The sequence below is a fragment of the Cupriavidus phytohabitans genome, assembly GCF_000426345.1.
Lineage (GTDB): Bacteria > Pseudomonadota > Gammaproteobacteria > Burkholderiales > Burkholderiaceae > Cupriavidus.
Genome location: NZ_AUFE01000013.1, coordinates 1 through 19686, shown reverse-complemented (window position 1 = coordinate 19686; position 19686 = coordinate 1). Strand labels below are relative to the sequence as shown.

Sequence of the window (19686 nt, the reverse complement as noted above, 5' to 3'; positions counted from 1 at the left end):
CAGTAGCCGCCACGAACGGCCGAGCACGGTGGCCGATGTTGAGAGGCCATCCGTGCCGACTGGCCATCGGCCTAGCCCGATGCGCCAGCGCGCGGGTTCAGGAAGTGGATTGCGTTGAGTTCGCGAATATCTGGCCCTCGAATCCGAATCGCGAAACTGCTCGCAGCGCGGACACACTTAGCGAGGTTGCGACCGTGAACAGCCTGACAACCCTGATCCCGGCAGCAACCACATCGCTTGCCCGGAACCTCCATACATCGATCTGCTCGCTGCGGCTCTCGCCATATAGGCACCACGTACAGAAGTGCTCACAGTTATTGGAAATCAGGCGATAGCGATCCTCGCCGATGCGGGAGTAGGCGCGTTGGACGGCTTCCGCACCAGCAAACCTGGCGCCGGGGCTTTGCCGGACCCAGACCGGATGCCCATGCGCGAATTCCGCGAGCGTGACCTCGTGCACCGGCCCGCGACGCAGTGACCGCGACAGACCTGCGTAGTGCACGACCTTGCCGGCCCCGGCATAGACGCCATGATGCGTGTACCAAAGTCGATTGGTGACGAGATGGGTTCCGATCGCCAGGTCCATGTCGGCAACCGCTTCGACATTCAGGCGTCTTGACCTCATTGAATTCTTCATGGGCTTCACCATATTTCGCTGCCATTCGCGTGAAGCCAGTGCATAGCGCGTGCCAGCCACAAGCAATCTGCATGGCGGCGCCCAGGAATGTCGAGGTTCCTGTCCGTGACGGCAGCGACCGGCAGACCTTCATGCCGCCACGCCTGGCGCAATCCGCGCTGGCCTGCCGTCAGCGCTCCAACTACCAGATGCCGCGGGCGCTTGCCTGAGGCCAATCGCATCGGCCGGGTCAGAAAGCGTCCGATTCCCGGACACCGCTGCGCAGGACGTCGTGAATCCGGACACTGACGACAGGCCTGCTGCCGCCAGCGGAGTGGCCAGGCAATGCCGGCAACTCGTTGAATTCAATCGCCTTGCGGGGCTGCTCCCTGCTGCCGGCCAGGCCTGGCACAAGCTTTGCCATGAATGAGTCGTGGGAGATCCCACCATGACTACACCAATGACAGGAGGCAGTATGCAATCGCAGTCCACCGTACAGGTGATGGGCATCGATGCTGGTGGCACGATGACCGACACATTCTTCGTGCGCTCCGATGGCCGCTTCGTGGTCGGCAAGGCGCAGAGCAATCCCGGCGACGAATCGCTTGCCATCTACAACTCTTCCGAAGACGCCCTCGCCCACTGGGACCGGACAGTGGACGACGTCTATCCGGAGCTGGTGACTTGTGTCTATTCCGGTACGGCCATGCTCAACCGCATCCTGATGCGCAAGGGCCTCGCCGTTGGCCTCATCTGCAACCGCGGTTTCGAGCAGATTCACTCGATGGGCCGTGCGCTGCAGAGCTACTTGGGCTATGCCCTGGAGGACCGCATTCACCTGAACACACACCGCTACGACGAGCCCCTGGTGCCCGTCTCGCGCACGCGCGGCGTCACCGAGCGCACCGACGTGCAGGGAAAGGTGGTCATCCCTCTGCGTGAAGCGGAAGTCCGTCAGGCGACCCGGGAACTGGTGGAGGCCGGCTCGCAAGCCATCGTCATTTGCCTGCTGCAATCCCACAAGAACGAATCGAGCGAGCAGCGCGCCCGCGACATCGTGCGCGAGGAGCTGAAGAAGCTGAAGACGGATATTCCGGTCTTTGCCTCGGTGGACTACTACCCGTCGCGCAAGGAAAGCCACAGGATGAATACCACCATCCTCGAGGCTTACGGCGCAGAGCCTTCGCGCCAGACCTTGAAAAAGGTGAGTGACCGGTTCAAGAAGCACGGCGCCAGGTTCGACCTGCGGGTGATGGCCACGCATGGCGGCACCATCAGTTGGAAGGCAAAGGAGCTTGCTCGCACGATCGTCTCCGGCCCCATTGGCGGCGTCATCGGCTCCAGGCTGCTGGGCGAGTACCTGGGCGACGAAAACATCGCCTGCTCCGATATTGGCGGGACCAGCTTCGACGTGGCCTTGATCACCAAGGGCAATTTCGCCATCAAGTCCGACCCCGACATGGCGCGGCTGGTCCTCTCCCTGCCCCTGGTGGCGATGGACTCGGTCGGCGCCGGGGCCGGCAGCTTCGTGCGCCTCGACCCCTACAGCAAGTCGATCAAGCTGGGCCCCGACAGCGCCGGCTACCGCGTCGGCACCTGCTGGCCGGAAAGCGGCCTCGACACGGTGTCCGTTTCCGACTGCCACGTCGTGCTCGGCTACCTGAACCCGGAGAACTTCCTGGGCGGTGCCATCAAGCTCGACGTGCAGCGCGCCCGCGACCACATCAAGGCGCAGATCGCCGACCCGCTCGGCCTGTCGGTCGAGGATGCCGCCGCCGGCGTCATCGAGCTGCTCGACCTCACCCTCTCCGAGTACCTGCGCGCCAACATCAGCGCCAAGGGCTACAACCCGGCGGACTTCACCTGCTTCTCCTACGGCGGCGCGGGCCCGGTGCACACCTACGGCTACACCGAGGGCGTCGGCTTCAAGGACGTCGTCGTGCCGGCCTGGGCCGCCGGCTTCTCGGCCTTCGGCTGCGCCTGCGCCGACTTCGAGTACCGCTATGACAAGTCGGTGGACCTTGGTGTCGCCCAGCACGCCCCCGACACCGACAAGGAAACCGCCTGCAAGAGCCTGCAGGAAGCCTGGTCTGAACTGGCAGTCAAGGTCATCGAAGAATTCGTCCTCAACGGCTACAAGCCCGAGGACGTGCTGCTGATCCCCGGCTACAAGATGCAGTACATGGGCCAGTTGAATGACCTCGAGATCGTCTCGCCGGTGACCAGCGCCGCTACCGCGGCCGACTGGGACCAGATCGTCGAGGCCTTCGAGAACACCTACGGCCGCGTCTACGCCAGCTCTGCGCGTTCGCCGGAACTGGGCTTTTCGATCACGGGCGCCATCCTGCGCGGCACCGTCGTGACCCAGAAGCCGGTGCTGCCGGAAGACCCGGATGCCGGCCCGACGCCGCCCAAGGACGCCTATCTTGGCACCCGTCCCTTCTACCGCCACAAGAAGTGGGTGGATGCCGCGCTCTGGAAGATGGAAGCCCTCAAGGCCGGCAACCACATCGTGGGTCCCGCCATCATCGAATCCGACGCTACGACCTTCGTCGTGCCCGACGGCTTCGAAACCACGATCGACAAGCACCGCCTGTTCCATCTCAAGGAAGTGAAGTAAGGAGACCCGCCATGAATATGATGAGCCATAAGGAAGTCGGATTCGCCGACCTGCTGCAGAACGGCCAGACGCTCAAGCAGTACCGCGACCGCATCATCGAGCGCACCCAGGCCACCGGCCACTACAACGGCCTCAAGAAGCTGGAATTCCGTGACAGCGACCCGATCGGCTATGAGAAGCTGTTCTCCAAGCTGCGCGGGGGCCTGGTGCATGCCCGCGAAACCGCCAAGAAGATCGCCGCCAGCCCCATCGTCGAGCAGGAAGGCGAGCTCTGCTTCACCCTCTACAACGCCGCCGGCGACTGCGTCCTGACTTCGACCGGGATCATCATCCACGTCGGCACCATGGGCGCGGCGATCAAGTACATGATCGAGAACAACTGGGAGGCCAACCCCGGCATCAACCCCGGCGACATGTTCACGACCAACGATTGCGCGATCGGCAACGTCCACCCCTGCGACATCGCCACCATCGTCCCGATCTTCTGGGAAGGCCGGCTGATAGGCTGGGTCGGCGGCGTCACCCACGTCATCGACACCGGCTCGGTGACGCCGGGCTCGATGTCCACCGGCCAGACCCAGCGCTTCGGCGACGGCTACATGATCACCTGCCGCAAGACCGGGGTGAACGACGAGCCGCTGCGCGACTGGCTGCACGAGTCCCAGCGCTCGGTGCGCACGCCGAAATACTGGATTCTCGACGAAAAGACCCGTATCGCCGGCTGCCACATGATCCGCGACCTGGTCGAGGAAGTGATCCGCGCCGACGGCATCGAAGCCTATGAGAAGTTTGCCTTCGAGGTCATCGAAGAAGGCCGCCGCGGACTGCAGAGCCGTATCAAGGCCATGACCCTGCCGGGCAAATACCGCAAGGTCTCCTTTGTCGACGTGCCTTACAAGCACGACGACGTGCAGGTCTCCAACGCCTTCGCCAAGCTCGACTCCATCATGCACTCGCCGGTGGAGATGACCATCAGGCCGGACGGCAAGTGGCGCCTGGACTTCGAGGGCGCGAGCCGCTGGGGCTGGCACACCTTCAACGCCCATCAGGTGGCATTTACTTCCGGAATCTGGGTGATGATGTGCCAGACCCTGGTGCCCACACAGCGCATCAACGACGGGGCCTACTTCGCCACCGAGTTCCGCCTGCCAAAGGGTACCTGGTGCAATCCGGATGACCGCCGCACCGGCCATGCCTATGCCTGGCACTTCCTGGTATCCGGCTGGGCCGCCCTGTGGCGCGGTCTTTCCCAGTCTTATTTCAGCCGCGGCTATCTGGAAGAGGTGAACGCCGGTAACGCCAACACCTCCAACTGGCTGCAAGGCGGCGGCATCAACCAGGATGGCGAGATCCACGCGGTCAACAGCTTCGAGGCCAGTTCCTGCGGCACGGGCGCCTGCGCCGTCAAGGACGGTCTCAACCATGCCGCCGCCATCTGGAACCCGGAAGGCGATATGGGCGACATCGAGATCTGGGAGATGGCCGAGCCGCTGCTCTACCTTGGCCGTAACGTCAAGGCCAACTCCGGCGGGTATGGCAAGTACCGTGGCGGCTGCGGCTTCGAGACGCTGCGGATGGTGTGGAACGCCCAGGACTGGACCATGTTCTTCATGGGCAACGGGTTCATGAACAGCGACTGGGGCATGATGGGCGGCTATCCCTCAGCCACCGGCTATCGCTTTGAGGCGCACAAGACGGGGCTGGACAAGCGCATCGCCATCGGCGATTCCTTGCCTCTGGGCGGCGACATCGATCCGGGCAAGCCGGACTACGAGCGCCACATCGACGCCACCGCCGTGGTCAAGCGTGACAAGCAGTGCATCACTACCGAGGACTGCTACGCCAACCACGACCTGTACCTCAACTACCTGCGTGGCGGCCCGGGCTTTGGTGACCCGATCGACCGGGATCCGAAAGCCATCGAGGAGGACCTCAACCAGAAATTCCTGCTGCCGGAATATGCGCAGAAAGTCTATGGCGCGGTCTTCACCCAGGACGCCAGGGGCGTGTTCACGGTGGATGCAGGCAAGACCCAGGCCCGCCGTGCCGAGATCCGCAAGGAACGCCTGGCCCGGTCCCTGCCAACCCGCGAATGGATGAAGGAGGAACGCGAACGCATCCTCAACAAGCACGCGTCCGTCCAGGTCCAGCACATGTTCGCCACCAGCTTCGCCCTGTCGGAGAAGTTCACGCGGGAGTTCAAGGCATTCTGGAACCTCCCCGCCGAGTGGCAGCTGCTGGAGGAAGAACTGGGCGTGCCGTCCTACGGCGCCAAGCACCGCATGGATCTCTCCCTGCTGCCCGACGTCACCACCGTCGTCCAGGTCGAAGAGTAATCACCGAATCAAGGAGCTGAACAATGTCTGCCTACACCAATGAACAGGTTGCCCACCTCGTCGAGGGGTCCCTGGACTGGGAAACCACCTTCCGCATGCTCTCGATGCCCAAGGATGACAGCCGGTTCGAGCAGTACCTGGCCGCACTGCAGGCCAAGGTGAGCTTCCCGGACCGTATCGTGCTTCCGCTCGGCCCGCACATGCACATTGTGCAATCGGCCGGCACCGGGAAATGGATGGTCAAGTGCGATTGCGGCCACGAGTTCTGCGACTATCGCGAGAACTGGAAACTGCATGCCTCGATCTATGTGCGCGACACCGAAGAGGCAATGACCGAGGTCTACCCAAGGCTCATGGCCCCTGACACCCAGTGGCAGGTATATCGCGAGTACTACTGCCCGGCATGCGGCACCATGCACGATGTCGAGGCGCCCACCCCCTGGTACCCGGTAATCCACGACTTCGAGCCGGACATCGAGGCCTTCTATAAGGAATGGGTACAGCTACCGGTCCCCGAGCGCGCCCCGGACTGATCGCCGCCTGAAGAGCGGGGGGCAGGCACTGCCTGTTCCCCGCAGCCTGAGGAACGGGAAATATATCGGCAATAGCCAGGCAAGCACCACGTCGGCGTTTGCCTGGGCAGAAGGGCACGACCGGCAACCCCAAGGAGAGTCATGCTCTAGCACTGAAATCTGACTGCCATGCAGTGGTGCCTGCACCACACCGCGAACTGGCGCCGCCCGCGCACTGACCCGCCTGCCATGGCGCGCAGGATCGGCATAGACTTGGGCTTCTAGCGACGCACCCCGGAAACTCCCTATAATCGAACGACCGTTCATTTAGGGCATGTTCCACGTGCCCGCCCGTGGTTCAGGAGACACCATGCCCGCCGCCAAGCACCTGCCCCAGGTCCTGCAGAACCTGGCCCTGCCCGTGATTGCCTCGCCCATGTTCATCGTCAGCTATCCCGAACTGGTGCTGGCGCAGTGCAAGGCCGGCATCGTCGGTTCGTTCCCCGCGCTCAATGCGCGCCCGGCGGAGTTGCTCGACGAGTGGCTGACGCAGATCGAGGACGAACTGGCCGCGTTCAAGGCTGCCAACCCCGGCGCGCCGGTGGGACCGGTCGCGGTCAACCAGATCGTGCATGGCTCGAACGCGCGGCTCGAGCACGACATCAAGGTCTGCGTCGAGCACAAGGTGCCGGTCTTCATCACCTCGCTGCGCGCGCCGCCCAAGGAGCTGATCGACGCGGTGCACGGCTACGGCGGCATCGTGCTGCACGACGTGATCAGCCTGCGCCATGCCGAAAAGGCGATCGAGGCCGGCGTTGACGGCCTGATCCTGGTCGCGGCCGGCGCCGGCGGCCATGCCGGCATGCTGTCGCCGTTCGCGCTGGTGGGCGAGGTGCGCAAGGTCTTCGACGGCCCGATCGCGCTGTCGGGCTCGATCGCCACCGGCGAGGCGGTGCTGGCGGCGCAGGCCATGGGCGCCGACTTCGCCTACGTGGGCACGCGCTTCATCGCCTCGCAGGAGGCGCACGCTGCCGAAACGTACAAGCAGTCGATCACCAGCTCGGCGGCCGCGGATATTGTCTACACCAACCTGTTCACCGGCGTGCACGGCAACTACATCCGCGAGAGCATCAGCAACGCGGGCCTGGACCCGGACAACCTGCCGGTGGCCGACAAGACCAAGATGGACTTCTCCAGCGGCAGCTCCAAGGCCAAGGCGTGGAAGGACATCTGGGGCGCCGGCCAGGGCGTGGGCCAGATCCACGACATCCCGAGCGCCGGCGAGATCGTCGCGCGCATGAAAGCGGAGTACGATGCGGCCAAGGCGCGGCTTGGGATTGCGCGCTGACCGATCCATCGCCGGGGCCGCTTAGCGGCCCTTTGTTCGACCATTGCAGCCCTCCAACCCCGACCTTCCGCCCGATCCTGAGTCCGTGCTGAGCCACCGCCAGCGCGTGCTGCGCGCCGTCTGGGTGGCGCTGGGCGGGCTCTGCCTGCTGCTGGGCGTGATCGGGATCTTCCTGCCGGTGCTGCCGACCACGCCGTTCGTGCTGCTGGCCGCGGCGTGCTTCGCGCGCGGTTCCCGGCGCTTCCACGGCTGGCTGATGGGGCATCCGCGCTTCGGGCCGCTGGTCAGCGACTGGCAGCGGTATCGGAGCATTCCGTTCCGGGCCAAGTGCCTGGCCCTGTCGATGATGTGGCTGTCGATGGGCACCACGGCTTGGCTGCTGCGGGCGCGACCGGTTGCTTCGGCGGCGCTGCTGGCTTGTGCGGTGGGGGTGAGTGTGTGGATGGTCCGGTTGCCGACGCGGCCGGTGGAAGGGCCGGAGGGGTAAGGCTGCGCGGTGGATTTGCGCGCGGCACTTCGTTGATGCGCCGGCCCTCACCCCCACCCCTCTCCCGCAAGCGGGAGAGGGGAGCGAATGCCGCGGGCGATGGCTAGCTCGAAAGCCCTCATACACCGACGGTTTGCTCCCCTCTCCCGCGCGCGGGAGAGAGAGAGAGAGAGAGAGAGAGAGAGAGAGAGAGAGAGAGAGAGGGGCCGGGGGTGAGGGCCGGCGTATCCACGAAGCCCTGCCCCCGGCCCCAGCTCACTCACTCATACCGCCGCGCATCCTCGATCACCTTCCCATCCTGCGGCAACGACCCCGCTGCCACGAATGCCACCTCCCCGCGCAATCGCATCACCTCGCGCAGCGACTCGGCCACCGCGCGCTGCAAGTCGGCATCCTCGCGCGTTGCCTCGCAGCGCAGCGTCATCACGTCCGCGCCGGGATCGCCGGTCACCACCAGCCGCGCCGCGCGGATTTCCGGATGGCGGCGCAGTACGTCCGCCACCTGCCCCGGATGCACGAACATGCCTTTGACCTTGGTCGCCTGGTCCGCGCGTCCCAGCCAGCCCTTGAGCCGGATATTGGTGCGCCCGCACGGGCTCGGCCGCTGCGAGGACTCCGCCACCACCGCCGACAGGTCGCCGGTGCCGAAGCGGATCAGCGGATAGTCGCCGTTGCCCAGCACCGTCACCACCACCTCGCCGGTCTCGCCTTCGGGCATCGGCCGCGTGCCGCCCGGCTCGACGATCTCCACCAGCACGCCCTCGTCCACCACCCAGCCGTCGCCGCCCTCGGTCTCGTAGGCGATCAGCCCGAGATCCGCGCTGCCGTACATCTGCTGCACGCGCACACCGCGTTGCTGGAACCACGCACGCAATGACGGCGGCAGCGCCTCGCCAGAGACCAGCGCCTTCGTGAGGCTGGTGCATGGCATGCCCATCTCGTCGCCGCGTTCCAGCAGCAGCTTCAGGAACGAAGGCGTGCCCGCGTAGGCCGCCGGCTGCAGGCTGGCCAGCGCCTGCACCTGCGACTCGGTCTGGCCGACCCCCGCCGGGAACACGCAGCAGCCCAGCTTGTGCGCGCCGGTCTCCATCATCATGCCTGCCGGCGTGAAGTGGTACGAAAAGGTGTTGTAGACCAGGTCGCCGGCACGGAAGCCCGCGGCGTGCATGGCGCGGGCCGTGCGCCACCAGTTGGCGTCGTGGCCGTCGGGCTCGTGGATCGGGCCCGGTGACTGGAATACATGGCGCAGCCTGCCCAACGGCGTCGCATTGAGGCCGCCCAGCGGTGGCAGCGCGCGCTGGCGTGCGGTCAGCTCGGACTTGCGCGTCACCGGCAACGCCGCCAGCGCCTCGCGCGACGTCAGCGAGCGCGGGTCCACGTCGCGCAACAGCTCGGTGAAGTACGGCGCGTTGTCGCGCGCGTGGGCCACCTGGCGTGCCAGGGCGGCGAGAAGCGCCTGCTCGCGGACTGCCGGCGCGCGGGTTTCGAGCGAATCGAAGTATTCAGGCATGATCAGTGCTGCCGTGAGTGGCAAATGTTTGCATTCATGGTCGGACGTGTCCGAGAAGCGCAGCCGCAACCGCAGACCCGCGGTACGGCGAGCATCGCAGGGCTCGATACGGCCCGCGCAGCCGGTCTATGCGCCCTTCTCAGGCCAGCCAGCGCTTGCGGCGGCGATAGCTTTTCACGTCGCGGAAGGACTTGCGCGCGCCGCCATCCGCGTCGTTGGCGGCCACGCCCAGGTAGAACTCCTTCACGTCCTCGTTGGTGCGCAGCGACTCGGCGTCGCCGTCCATCACCACGCGGCCGTTTTCCAGGATGTAGCCGTAGTCGGCATAGCGCAGCGCCACCATGGTGTTCTGCTCGGCCAGCAGGAAGCTGACCTTCTCGCGCGAATTCAGGTCGCGCACGATCTCGAAGATTTCCTCGACGATCTGCGGCGCCAGGCCCATCGAAGGTTCGTCGAGCAGGATCATTGCGGGCTTGGCCATCATGGCCCGGCCGATCGCGCACATCTGCTGCTCGCCGCCCGACGTGTATCCCGCCTGCGACTTGCGGCGCGTCTTCAGGCGCGGGAAGTAGTTGTAGATCTTCTCCAGCTCATCGCGCGTCTGCGAGCGCGACAGCCCGCGCGTATAGGCGCCGGTGAGCAGGTTTTCCTCGATGGTCAGGTGCGCGAAGCAGTGGCGCCCTTCCATCACCTGGATCACGCCGCGGCGCACGAGGTCGTTGGGCGTGAGCTGGTCGACACGATCGCCGCGATACTCGATGGTGCCCTTGGTCACGTCGCCGCGCTCGGCGTGCAGCAGGTTGGAGATCGCCTTCAGCGTGGTGGTCTTGCCCGCGCCGTTGGCGCCCAGCAACGCCACGATCTTGCCCTCCGGCACTTCGAGCGAAACGCCCTTGAGCACCAGGATCACGTGATCGTAGATGACTTCGATGTTGTTGATGGATAGGAGGCTCATGGTGCGGGTATGGTGTGACGGTATTGCGTTGAGCTTTCACTGTCCCGACTGGGTTCTCCCTCTCCCTCTGGGAGAGAGTTGGGGTGAGGGTGGGCGCGTCGACGAAGTGCTGACGTTCGTCCTGCTGCCAGCGCCCGCCCTCACCCCCGGCCCCTCTCCCGCAAGCGGGAGAGGGGAGCAAACAGTCGGAGGTTGCGGGCCATCAAGACTTCGAGCACCCCGGCGTAATCCCCTTCTCCTTCGCATACTGCGCCGCCGTGGCCTTGAACAGCGGGTGGATCAGGCCCTTGTTGCCTTCAATCCAGTCCGACACCACCACCCACTTGCTGCCGTCCCACTGCTGGATCTTCACCTTGCCCGAGCCCTCGTGGTTCTCGCAGCTGGTCTTGATCTCGGGCAGCAAGCCGGTGGCACCCAGCTGCTGCAGGCGCGCGTTGGTCAGGTTCAGGTTCTCGAAGGCCCAGCGCATCTGCTCGCCGGTCATGGGCTTGCCCTTGCCGAACTTGGCCTGCGCCACCCGCACGGCTTCCACCGTCACCACCGCCGCGGAAACGCCGCGGTTGTACAGCACCGAGCCAATCTTGTTCTTGTCCTGCATGTTGCCCTTGCCGGCGCCGTACACGACCTTCTCGATGTCGGAGATCAGCGGCACGCTCTTGCCCGCGACGTTCCAGGTCGCGCTCATGTAGCCCTTGGAGGCATCACCGGCCGGCACCGTGTCTTCCTCGGAGCCCGCCCACCAGGAGCCGATCATCTTCTCGCGCGAGAAACCCACCTTCTGCGCGGCCTTCAGCGCGGTCTGGTTCATCACGCCCCAGCCCCAGAAGATCACGTAGTCGGGATTCTCCTGACGGATCTTCAGCCATTGCGCGCCCTGCTCGTTGCCAGGGTGCGCCACCGGGATCTCGACGAGGTTGAACTTGCCGAGCCGCGCCTCGGCCTGCAGCGCCACGATCGGCTCCTTGCCATAGGCCGAATCGTGGTACAGGTAGACGATCTTCTTGCCGGCCAGCGAGCCGCCGCTCTTGCTGGCCAGGTATTTGACGATGGCCGAGACCTGCATCTGGTACGTGGTCACCAGCGGGAACGCATACGGGAACACCGAACCATCCACCGCGTCGGTGCGGCCATAGCCCATCATCACCAGCGGCACCTTGTCGGCGGCGGTCTTGTCGACCAGCGCATAGGAAATGCCGGTGGACATGGCGTGGTACGCCGTGCCCTTGGTGGTGGCGTTCTTGGACTTCAGGCGCTCATAGCACTCCACGCCCTTGGCGTTGTTGTACTCGGTCTCGCACTCTTCCCAGCTCAGCTTGACGCCGTTGACGCCGCCGTCCTTCAGGTTGACATAGTTGAGGTAGTCGATGAAGCCGCCATACCACGACTGCCCGTTGGCGCCATATGGCCCCACGCGATAGCTCGGCAGCGCGACGAACTGCTCGTTGCTTTGCGCCAGTGCCGGCACCGCCGGCGCCAGCAGTGCAGCCGCGGCGCTGACCACCAGGGCGGCGCGTTGCACGTTACGGATCAGGTTGGTCATGACAGTCTCCTTCGCCCTCGGTGGGGCGTTTCGTTATGTGTAGGCTTCAGTACTTCACTCAGGACCTGCGTTCAGACAATAGGATCCCGCTCCGTCAGTGCGGGAATGGCCACAACCTCAGCTTCTCCTTGGCGATCTGCCACAGGCGGGCCAGCCCGTGCGGCTCAACGATCAGGAAGAAGATGATCAGCCCGCCGAACACCATCAGCTGGATGTGCGACACAGTGGCGTTGGTAAAGGGAAGGTGCAGCAGCGACGCCAGCGGCGGCAGCACGTTGTCCAGGAAGATCGGCAGCAGCAGGATGAACGCCGCGCCCAGGAACGAGCCCAGGATGCTGCCCACGCCGCCGATGATGATCATGAACAGCACGCGGAACGACAGGTCCAGCGAGAAGCCGTCCGGCTCCACCGAGCCCAGGTAGCAGAACGCATACAGCGCGCCGGCCACGCCGCAGTAGAACGAGCTGACCGCGAACGCCATCAGCTTGGTGCGCATCAGCGGGATGCCGATCACCTCGGCCGCCACGTCCATGTCGCGCACCGACATCCAGGCGCGGCCCGTCGCCGAGCGCACCAGGTTCTTGGCGATCAGCGCGAGCACCGTGACGATGGCCAGCACGAACAGGTACTTCTTCACCGGCGTATCGATGGCAATGCCGAACAGGTCCAGCCGCTGCGCCGTGATCACGCCCGACGAGCTGTTGTTGGAGAACCAGGGGAACTTGGTCAGCGCCCACACCACGAAGAACTGCGCCGCCAGCGTGGCCACCGCCAGGTAGAACCCCTTGATGCACAGCGACGGCAGGCCGAACGCCACGCCCACCAGCGCCGCCGACAGCCCGGCCAGCAGGAACGACAGCAGCACCGGGATGCCTTCGATGCGCAGCTGGAAGTTGTAGGCCGCGTAGGCCCCCACCGCCATGAAGGCCGCGGTGCCGAGCGACAGCTGCCCGGCATAGCCGGTCAGGATATTGAGCCCCAGTGCCGCCAGCGAGAAGATCAGGAAGGGGATCAGGATGGCCGAGAACCAGTACTCCGATCCGACGAACGGGATCGCCACGAACGCCACGGCCATCAGCACGGCAAAGCCGATGCGGTCCTGGCGGATCGGGAAGATCTGGCTGTCGGCAACGTAGCTGGTCTTGAACTGGCCGGCTTCACGATAAAACATGGCAAGTCTCCTGTGCGAAGTCGGTCAGACGCGATCAATATGTTTCTCGCCGAACAGCCCCTCGGGCCGCACCAGCAGGAAGAGCAGGGCAAACACGTACGGGAACCACCCTTCGATGCCGCCGAAATTGCCGCCGAACACCGACTGGAACACCGGCGGGATGTAGATCTCGGCCAGCTTCTCCGACGCGCCGATGATCAGCCCGCCGACGATGGCGCCGGGCACCGAAGTGAAGCCGCCCAGGATCAGCACCGGCAGCGCCTTCAGCGCGGTCAGCGTCAGCGCGAACTGCACGCCATTGCGCGAGCCCCACAGCATGCCGGCCACGAGCGCGACGAAGCCCGCCACGCCCCACACGATCGCCCAGATGTTCTGCAGCGGGATGCCCAGCGACAGCGCGGCCTGATGGTCATCCGCCACCGCGCGCAGCGCGCGGCCGACCTTGGTGTACTGGAAGAACAGCGCGAGCGATCCCACCAGGGCGCCGGCGATGGCGGCGGCGGCAAGGTCGAACTTGGAGATGACGATGTTGAAATTGGTCAGGATCGATTCGATCGGCTCGTCGACGATGCCCAGGTTGATCGGTCGCACTTCATTGCCGAACAGCAGCGGCCCCAGCCCTTCCAGGAAGAACGACAGCCCGATGGTTGCCATGAACAGCGTGATCGGCGGCTGGTTGACCAGCTTGCGCAACACGAAGCGCTCGGTGCTCATGCCGACCAGGATCATCACCACGAAGGCGCCGATCACCGCCGCCCACATCGGCATGCCCTTGTCCATCAGCCCCACCACGGCCAGCGCGGCAAAGTAGACCATCGCGCCCTGGGCGAAGTTGAACACGCCCGAGGCCTTGTAGATCAGCACGAAGCCCAGCGCCACCAGCGAGTACATCAGGCCGGACAGCAGGCCGCCGAGCAGGATTTCAAAGAAGAACGTCATGGTTTGCCTTTGCTTGCTTGCCTAACAGCATTGCTCACGCTCTGGTGGCGCTCCCCTCTCCCGCGCGCGGGAGAGAGAAGCAAACAATCAGTGCGATGTTCCCAAATACGCCTTGATCACGTCCGGATTTCCCTTGACCTCCTCGGGCGTCCCATCCCCGATCTTCTTGCCGTAGTCCAGCACCACCACGCGGTCCGAGATATCCATCACCACGCCCATGTCGTGCTCGATCAGCACGATGGTGGTACCGAACTGCCGGTTCACATCGAGGATGAAGCGGCACATGTCCTGCTTCTCTTCCACGTTCATGCCGGCCATCGGTTCGTCGAGCAGCAGCATCGAAGGCTCGGCGGCCAGCGCACGCGCCAGTTCCACGCGCTTCTGCAGGCCATACGGCAGGCGCCCCACCGGCGTCTTGCGGATCGACTGGATCTCCAGGAAATCGATCACCTCTTCCACCTTCTGGCGGTGGCGCATCTCTTCGTTGCGTGCCGGCCCCCACCACAGCGCATGCGCGAACAGCCCGGTGCGGAACTGCGTGTTGCGCCCGGTCATGATGTTGTCGAGCACCGTCATGCCCTTGAACAGCGCGATGTTCTGGAACGTGCGCGCGATGCCCTGCCGCGCGGCGGCGGTCGGGTGCATCTGCTTGCGCTCCTCGCCGCGGAACACGATGCGTCCCTGCTGCGGGTGGTACACGCCGTTGATCACGTTCAGCATCGAACTCTTGCCCGCGCCGTTGGGGCCGATGATGGCGCGGATCTCGTGCTCGCAGACGTCGAACGAGATATCGGTCAGCGCCTTCACGCCGCCGAACGACAGCGAGATGTGCTGCAGGTCCAGGATCACCTCGCCGCCGGTGCGGGCCTGCTCGCCCGCGCGCTGCGCGTGGTGCGTGCCGGGTTGCGCGCCGCTGCCGTCCGCCAGCCCCGCCGGCGACAGCGGACCCGCCGGCGCGATGGCGCCACTGCCGCCCGCCGCGCTTGCATCGGTGCGCGCCGTGCCGGTCCATTCGCGCTTGCCGGCGCCTTGCCATGCCACTTGCGTCATGTTGCTGCCTCCGCCTTGTTCAGCTATGCCGCGCGCGCTGCCACCGGCAGCCGCTTGGCGTCGACCAGCTTCAGCGTGGCCGACACGCTGCCCTCGCGCCCGTCTTCGAACTTGACGCGCGTCTCGATGAACTGCTCGGACTTGCCCGCGTAGAGCGCATCCACCAGCACGCCGTACTTTTCGGCGATATAGCCGCGGCGCACCTTGCGCGTGCGCGTCAGCTCGTCGTCATCGGGGTCCAGTTCCTTGTGCAGGATCAGGAAGCGCGCGACCTGCGAGCCCGCCAGCATGGGATCGTTGGCGAGATCCGCGTTCACCTGGTTCACGCATTCGCCGATCATCTCGATCACGTCGGGCTGCGCGGCCAGGTCGACATAGCCCGCATATGGCAGATGGCGGCGTTCGGCCCAGTTGCCCACTGCCTCGAAGTCGATGTTGATGAAGGCGCAGACCTGGTCGCGGCCATTGCCGAAGGCCACCGCTTCCTTGATGTACGGAAAGAACTTGAGCTTGTTCTCGATGTACTTGGGCGCGAACATCGAGCCGTCGGCGAGCTTGCCCACGTCCTTGGCGCGGTCGATGATCTTCAGGTGGCCGTCGGCATCGATCACGCCGGCATCGCCGGTCATGAAGTAGCCCTCGTCGTTGATGGCCTCGCGCGTGGCGTCGTCGCGCTTGTAGTAGGACTTGAGCAGGCCCACGCCGCGCACCAGCACCTCGCCGTTGTCGGCGATGCGGATTTCCATGCCCGGCGCGGCCGGTCCCACGGAATCGAACTTGACCTGGCCGTCAGGCTGCAGGCACACGTAGGCGCAGGTCTCGGTCTGGCCGTAGAACTGCTTCAGGTTCACGCCGATGGAGCGGTAGAAGCGGAACAGGTCCGGCCCGATCGCCTCGCCGGCGGTATAGCCCACGCGGATGCGGCTCATGCCGAGCACGTTGCGCAGCGGGCCATAGACCAGCGCTTCGCCCAGCGCATAGCGCGCGCGCTCCATGACAGGCACCGGGCGCCCGTCGAGGATATCCGCGCCGCAGCGGCGCGCCACGTCCATCGCCCAGTGGAACAGCTTGCGCTTGATCCAGCCCGCATCTTCCATGCGAATCATCACCTGCGTCAGCAGGCCTTCATAGATGCGCGGTGGTGCGAAGTAATAGGTGGGGCCGATCTCGCGCAGGTCGGTCGTCACGGTCTCGCGCGATTCCGGGCAATTCACCGTGAAGCCCGCCACCATCGCCTGCGCATAGGAGAACAGGTTGTCGCCCACCCATGCCATCGGCAGGTACGACAGCACGTCGTCCTTTTCGGTCAGGCGGTCGAACGCGCAGCCATTGCGCGCCGAGCCGATCAGCCCCGCATGCGAATGGCACACGCCCTTGGGCTTGCCGGTGGTGCCGGAGGTGTAGAGGATGATCGCGGTGTCGCCAGGCTGTCCGGCGGCAATCGCTTCGTCATAGAAGCCCGGATGCGCCTGGTCGTATTCGCGCCCCAGTTCCTGCAGCCGCTCGTACGACATCAGCGAGGGATGCTCGTAGTCGCGCAGGCCGCGTGGGTCTTCATAGATGACATGGCGCACGGTGCGGCCGGACTCGGCCAGCTGCGCTTCGACTTCCAGCAGCTTGTCGACCTGCTCCTGGTCCTCGACGATGGCGAAGTCGATCTCCGCATCGTTGAGCACGTAGACCATCTCGTTGGCGATGGCGTCCTGGTACAGCGGCACCGGCACGCCGCCCAGCGCCTGCGCCGCGGTCATGGCCCAGTACAGGCGGGGGCGGTTGTCGCCCACCACCGCCAGGTTCATGCCGCGCCTGAAACCGAGCGCGGCCAGACCACATGCCAGCGCCCTCACCTGCTGTGCCGCCTGGGCCCAGCTGTATGTCTGCCAGATGCCGAGATCCTTTTCGCGATAGGCCGGATGATCCGGCCGCTGCTGGGCGTGCGCCAGCAGCCATCGCGGGAAGGTCGTCGCCGACGATTCCTGCATCGCTGTCTCCTGTCCCTCCGGCGTGGGGGTCCACGCCCGGTGTCAAGCGCCGGTCCGGTCGTTATACTTGGCTTGCTTTGCCCGGCGGCATCTGCCGCATCGCATCAAGCCCGTCTGTGCCTTGTCTGGAGGGGCCGGGGGAAGCGTCTTCCGCCTTCCCGGCGTGCCCTTTCTGGCACCCGCGGTTCCGTTGTGATCGTACGATAGCCCATGCCAACCACCGGGGTTGTCACGCCGGTGACAATTCCGGGTTAATCCCTACGGGAGCTTTTTCAGGCCATGCTGAACGATTTTGTCGACCGCTGCGTGTGGGCAGCAGACCTGAGCCCCACGCAACGTGAACGCGTGCGCCGCGCGATGTGCGTGCGTGAATACAGCCAGGGCGATTACGTCTGCCACAAGGGCGACAAGGCCGAACACTGGATGGGCGTGCTGGAGGGCATCGTCAAGATCACCACGGTCTCGCCCTCGGGCAAGTCGGTGACCTTTACCGGCGTGCCCACCGGCGGCTGGTTCGGCGAAGGCGCGGTGCTCAAGTCGGAGATCCGCAAGTACGACGTGATGGCGCTGCGCCGCTCGACCATCGCTTTCCTGCCGCTCGAGACTTTTCAGTGGCTGCTGGAGACCAGCCTGCCGTTCACGCGCTTCCTGCTGACGCAGCTCAACGAGCGCCTGGGGCAGTTTATCGCGGCGGTGGAATATGAACGCTCGCTCGACATCGATTCGCGCGTGGCGCGCGCGGTGTCGTCGCTGTTCAATGAGCACCTGTACCCGGGGATCGGCAAGACGCTGGAGATCTCGCAGGAAGAAATCGGCCTGCTTGCCGGCATCTCGCGCCAGCGCGCCAACCAGGCGTTGAAGGTGCTGGAGCAGCAGAAGCTGGTGCGGGTGGACTACGGCGTGATCGAGGTGCTGGACCTCGACGGATTGCGGCAGTACGGAGAGTAGCGGTGGCCACCGTCATCGACGCGGCCACGCTGCGGGCCTATTGCGAAACGCACTATCGCGTGCTGGGCGATGCGCCGATGATCCTGCGGGTCGACCAGGCCAGCGCGCCGCTGGCGGCGCTGCACCAGGCGCTTGGCGTAACGTGCAGCGCTTTCATTACCGCCGCCAATCCGTTCAGCCAGCGTTGCGGCGACAACGCCAACGCTGCGCGCCAGCAGGAGCTGGCCCAGGACGTGGCGGAGATGGGATTGCGTTCGATTGCTGCCGCCGGCGAGCACCCTTCCAACGGCTGGCCGGCCGAGCCGAGCTTCCTGGTGCCGGGCCTGTCGCTGGACAATGCGCGCCTGCTGGGCGGGAAATACGGCCAGAACGCGGTGGTTTGGAGCGGCGCCGACGCGGTGCCGCGGCTGGTGCTGCTGCGCTGAGCGGCGGCCCCTCAGGCCTGCGGCCGCTCAGTGCCGGTGGCCGTGATGGCCGTGCCCGTGGCCATGTCCGTGGCGATGGTGGTGGTGCCGATGGTGGCGATGGTGATGGCGGTGCCCATGCCACTCATGCCGCCCATACCAGCGGCGGCCGTCCCAGTAGCGGTCGCCATGCCAGCCGTGATAGCGCGGCGCATAGACCACCGGCGGCGGCGCTACGTAGACCGGCGCAGGGGCAACATAGACCGGGGCGGGCGTGCCGATATGCACGCCGACATCGACATGGGCCATGGCGGAACGCGCGGCAAGCAGCGACATCGCGCCCGCCAGCAGGGCAGCTACAAGTACCGGAGGCAGCATTGGGTTTCTTTTTGTCGTAAAAGGAATGGGTGCACTGTACCCGGCATTCCTGTTACCGGATGCGGCGGAGTGTTTCGATTTATAACGGCGTGTAAGCAGGATTTGGCGAAAGGTCGCCAACCGGGGAAATGACAGGGGTCGCACGTGGCGACCCCTGAGCGGTACAGCCGGCGTCGCCCCGGCACGGAGCGACGAGTCAAGCGCGGCAAGTGCCGCCTGAATTACTTGCTGTAGACGTACACGCCCCGGCCAGTCTTGCGGCCCAGGTAGCCGGCGGCCACCATCTCACGCATCAGCATGGCCGGACGGTACTTCGGATCGGCGAATTCGGTGTACAGCACTTCCATCACCGCCAGCATGGTGTCCAGGCCGATCATGTCGGCCAGCGCCAGCGGCCCGATCGGGTGGTTGCAGCCCAGCTTCATGCCCTCGTCGATCTCTTCCGGCGACGCCAGGCCTTCGCCCAGCACGCAGAAGGCTTCATTGATCATCGGGCACAGGATGCGGTTGACGACGAAGCCCGGGCTGTTCCTGACCGTGATCGGGTACTTGCCCAGTGCCTTCGCCAGTGCTTCCACGGCGCCGTGGGTGGCGTCGCTGGTCTGCAAACCGCGGATCAGTTCGACCAGGGCCATCACCGGCACCGGGTTGAAGAAGTGCATGCCGATGAAGCGGTCGGCGCGCGAGGTCACCGCGGCCAGCTTGGTGATCGAGATCGACGAGGTGTTGGACGCGATGATCACGTTCTCGCCGACGATGCCGTCGATCTGCTTGAGGATCTTGACCTTCAGGTCGTAGTTCTCGGTGGCGGCCTCGATGACGATGTCGGTGGCCTTCAGGTCGTCATACGAGGTGCTGCCCTTGAGGCGCGCCAGCGCGTCGGCCTTCTG

Annotated in this window: 18 protein-coding genes; 8 read left to right on the top strand and 10 right to left on the bottom strand. The window is 65.2% G+C overall.

Going from position 1 to position 19686, the window contains the following annotated elements:
* Window positions 1-97 precede the first annotated feature (97 nt).
* Window positions 98-637 carry a lecithin retinol acyltransferase family protein gene (locus K309_RS36450; RefSeq protein ID WP_084402411.1) on the bottom strand — a complete coding sequence of 180 codons (540 nt, stop codon included), beginning with the start codon at window positions 635-637 and terminating at the stop codon, window positions 98-100.
* A 71-nt stretch (window positions 638-708) separates the two neighbouring features.
* On the opposite strand from K309_RS36450, the gene K309_RS41665 reads away from it, so the two are divergent.
* The 6 genes from K309_RS41665 (at window position 709) to K309_RS0112275 (ending at window position 7919) form a co-directional block, all read left to right on the top strand.
* Window positions 709-846, top strand: coding sequence for a hypothetical protein (locus tag K309_RS41665; protein ID WP_156914350.1), 138 nt, complete (start codon window positions 709-711; stop codon window positions 844-846).
* Between the two features lie 245 nt (window positions 847-1091).
* Window positions 1092-3236 carry a hydantoinase/oxoprolinase family protein gene (locus K309_RS0112295; RefSeq protein ID WP_029046696.1) on the top strand — a complete coding sequence of 715 codons (2145 nt, stop codon included), beginning with the start codon at window positions 1092-1094 and terminating at the stop codon, window positions 3234-3236.
* Window positions 3237-3247: 11 nt separating this feature from the next.
* Complete coding sequence (locus K309_RS0112290) at window positions 3248-5572, top strand: hydantoinase B/oxoprolinase family protein (protein ID WP_029046695.1); 2325 nt, start codon at window positions 3248-3250, stop codon at window positions 5570-5572.
* A 23-nt stretch (window positions 5573-5595) separates the two neighbouring features.
* The gene (locus K309_RS0112285) at window positions 5596-6105 is read left to right on the top strand and encodes an acetone carboxylase subunit gamma (RefSeq protein WP_029046694.1); all 510 of its coding nucleotides are present in this window, start codon (window positions 5596-5598) and stop codon (window positions 6103-6105) included.
* A 349-nt stretch (window positions 6106-6454) separates the two neighbouring features.
* Entirely contained in the window at window positions 6455-7432 is a 978-nt protein-coding gene (locus K309_RS0112280) for an NAD(P)H-dependent flavin oxidoreductase (RefSeq protein ID WP_029046693.1), read from the top strand.
* Window positions 7433-7517: 85 nt separating this feature from the next.
* On the top strand, window positions 7518-7919 hold the full coding sequence (locus tag K309_RS0112275) for a YbaN family protein (RefSeq protein ID WP_084402408.1): 402 nt from the start codon (window positions 7518-7520) through the stop codon (window positions 7917-7919).
* Window positions 7920-8178: 259 nt separating this feature from the next.
* Here K309_RS0112275 and K309_RS0112270 read toward each other — a convergent pair whose 3' ends face one another.
* The 7 genes from K309_RS0112270 to K309_RS0112240 form a co-directional block, all read right to left on the bottom strand.
* Entirely contained in the window at window positions 8179-9429 is a 1251-nt protein-coding gene (locus K309_RS0112270) for a phenylacetate--CoA ligase family protein (RefSeq protein ID WP_029046691.1), read from the bottom strand.
* Window positions 9430-9568: 139 nt separating this feature from the next.
* On the bottom strand, window positions 9569-10384 hold the full coding sequence (locus K309_RS0112265) for an ABC transporter ATP-binding protein (RefSeq protein ID WP_029046690.1): 816 nt from the start codon (window positions 10382-10384) through the stop codon (window positions 9569-9571).
* 202 nt (window positions 10385-10586) lie between these two features.
* On the bottom strand, window positions 10587-11924 hold the full coding sequence (locus K309_RS0112260) for an ABC transporter substrate-binding protein (RefSeq protein ID WP_029046689.1): 1338 nt from the start codon (window positions 11922-11924) through the stop codon (window positions 10587-10589).
* 94 nt (window positions 11925-12018) lie between these two features.
* Window positions 12019-13095 carry a branched-chain amino acid ABC transporter permease gene (locus tag K309_RS0112255; RefSeq protein WP_029046688.1) on the bottom strand — a complete coding sequence of 359 codons (1077 nt, stop codon included), beginning with the start codon at window positions 13093-13095 and terminating at the stop codon, window positions 12019-12021.
* A 24-nt stretch (window positions 13096-13119) separates the two neighbouring features.
* Window positions 13120-14034 (bottom strand): branched-chain amino acid ABC transporter permease, encoded by a 915-nt coding sequence (locus tag K309_RS0112250; protein ID WP_029046687.1) that lies wholly within the window; start codon window positions 14032-14034, stop codon window positions 13120-13122.
* An 87-nt stretch (window positions 14035-14121) separates the two neighbouring features.
* Complete coding sequence (locus K309_RS0112245) at window positions 14122-15084, bottom strand: ABC transporter ATP-binding protein (RefSeq protein ID WP_029046686.1); 963 nt, start codon at window positions 15082-15084, stop codon at window positions 14122-14124.
* 23 nt (window positions 15085-15107) lie between these two features.
* The gene (locus K309_RS0112240; protein ID WP_029046685.1) at window positions 15108-17066 is read right to left on the bottom strand and encodes an AMP-dependent synthetase/ligase; all 1959 of its coding nucleotides are present in this window, start codon (window positions 17064-17066) and stop codon (window positions 15108-15110) included.
* A 279-nt stretch (window positions 17067-17345) separates the two neighbouring features.
* Between K309_RS0112240 and K309_RS0112235 the strand changes: the two genes are divergently transcribed.
* Window positions 17346-18014, top strand: a complete 669-nt coding sequence (locus K309_RS0112235) for a Crp/Fnr family transcriptional regulator (RefSeq protein WP_029046684.1) — start codon at window positions 17346-17348, stop codon at window positions 18012-18014.
* Between the two features lie 2 nt (window positions 18015-18016).
* Entirely contained in the window at window positions 18017-18439 is a 423-nt protein-coding gene (locus K309_RS0112230) for a DUF3293 domain-containing protein (protein WP_029046683.1), read from the top strand.
* A 27-nt stretch (window positions 18440-18466) separates the two neighbouring features.
* On the opposite strand, the gene K309_RS39905 is transcribed toward K309_RS0112230, so the two are convergent.
* Together K309_RS39905 and K309_RS0112220 are read right to left on the bottom strand one after the other, a co-directional pair.
* The gene (locus tag K309_RS39905; protein ID WP_084402407.1) at window positions 18467-18796 is read right to left on the bottom strand and encodes a hypothetical protein; all 330 of its coding nucleotides are present in this window, start codon (window positions 18794-18796) and stop codon (window positions 18467-18469) included.
* A gap of 221 nt (window positions 18797-19017) precedes the next feature.
* Window positions 19018-19686, bottom strand: a 669-nt coding sequence (locus tag K309_RS0112220; RefSeq protein ID WP_029046682.1) for a 3-hydroxyacyl-CoA dehydrogenase NAD-binding domain-containing protein, incomplete at its 5' end; no start/stop codon positions are given.

Bases quoted from the DNA above. Each gene is read 5' to 3' on its own strand.
- K309_RS36450 (WP_084402411.1), bottom strand. From the start codon at position 637: ATGAAGAATTCAATGAGGTCAAGACGCCTGAATGTCGAAGCGGTTGCC.
- K309_RS41665 (WP_156914350.1), top strand. From the start codon at position 709: ATGGCGGCGCCCAGGAATGTCGAGGTTCCTGTCCGTGACGGCAGCGAC.
- K309_RS0112295 (WP_029046696.1), top strand. From the start codon at position 1,092: ATGCAATCGCAGTCCACCGTACAGGTGATGGGCATCGATGCTGGTGGC.
- K309_RS0112290 (WP_029046695.1), top strand. From the start codon at position 3,248: ATGAATATGATGAGCCATAAGGAAGTCGGATTCGCCGACCTGCTGCAG.
- K309_RS0112285 (WP_029046694.1), top strand. From the start codon at position 5,596: ATGTCTGCCTACACCAATGAACAGGTTGCCCACCTCGTCGAGGGGTCC.
- K309_RS0112280 (WP_029046693.1), top strand. From the start codon at position 6,455: ATGCCCGCCGCCAAGCACCTGCCCCAGGTCCTGCAGAACCTGGCCCTG.
- K309_RS0112270 (WP_029046691.1), bottom strand. From the start codon at position 9,429: ATGCCTGAATACTTCGATTCGCTCGAAACCCGCGCGCCGGCAGTCCGC.
- K309_RS0112265 (WP_029046690.1), bottom strand. From the start codon at position 10,384: ATGAGCCTCCTATCCATCAACAACATCGAAGTCATCTACGATCACGTG.
- K309_RS0112260 (WP_029046689.1), bottom strand. From the start codon at position 11,924: ATGACCAACCTGATCCGTAACGTGCAACGCGCCGCCCTGGTGGTCAGC.
- K309_RS0112255 (WP_029046688.1), bottom strand. From the start codon at position 13,095: ATGTTTTATCGTGAAGCCGGCCAGTTCAAGACCAGCTACGTTGCCGAC.
- K309_RS0112250 (WP_029046687.1), bottom strand. From the start codon at position 14,034: ATGACGTTCTTCTTTGAAATCCTGCTCGGCGGCCTGCTGTCCGGCCTG.
- K309_RS0112245 (WP_029046686.1), bottom strand. From the start codon at position 15,084: ATGACGCAAGTGGCATGGCAAGGCGCCGGCAAGCGCGAATGGACCGGC.
- K309_RS0112240 (WP_029046685.1), bottom strand. From the start codon at position 17,066: ATGCAGGAATCGTCGGCGACGACCTTCCCGCGATGGCTGCTGGCGCAC.
- K309_RS0112235 (WP_029046684.1), top strand. From the start codon at position 17,346: ATGCTGAACGATTTTGTCGACCGCTGCGTGTGGGCAGCAGACCTGAGC.
- K309_RS39905 (WP_084402407.1), bottom strand. From the start codon at position 18,796: ATGCTGCCTCCGGTACTTGTAGCTGCCCTGCTGGCGGGCGCGATGTCG.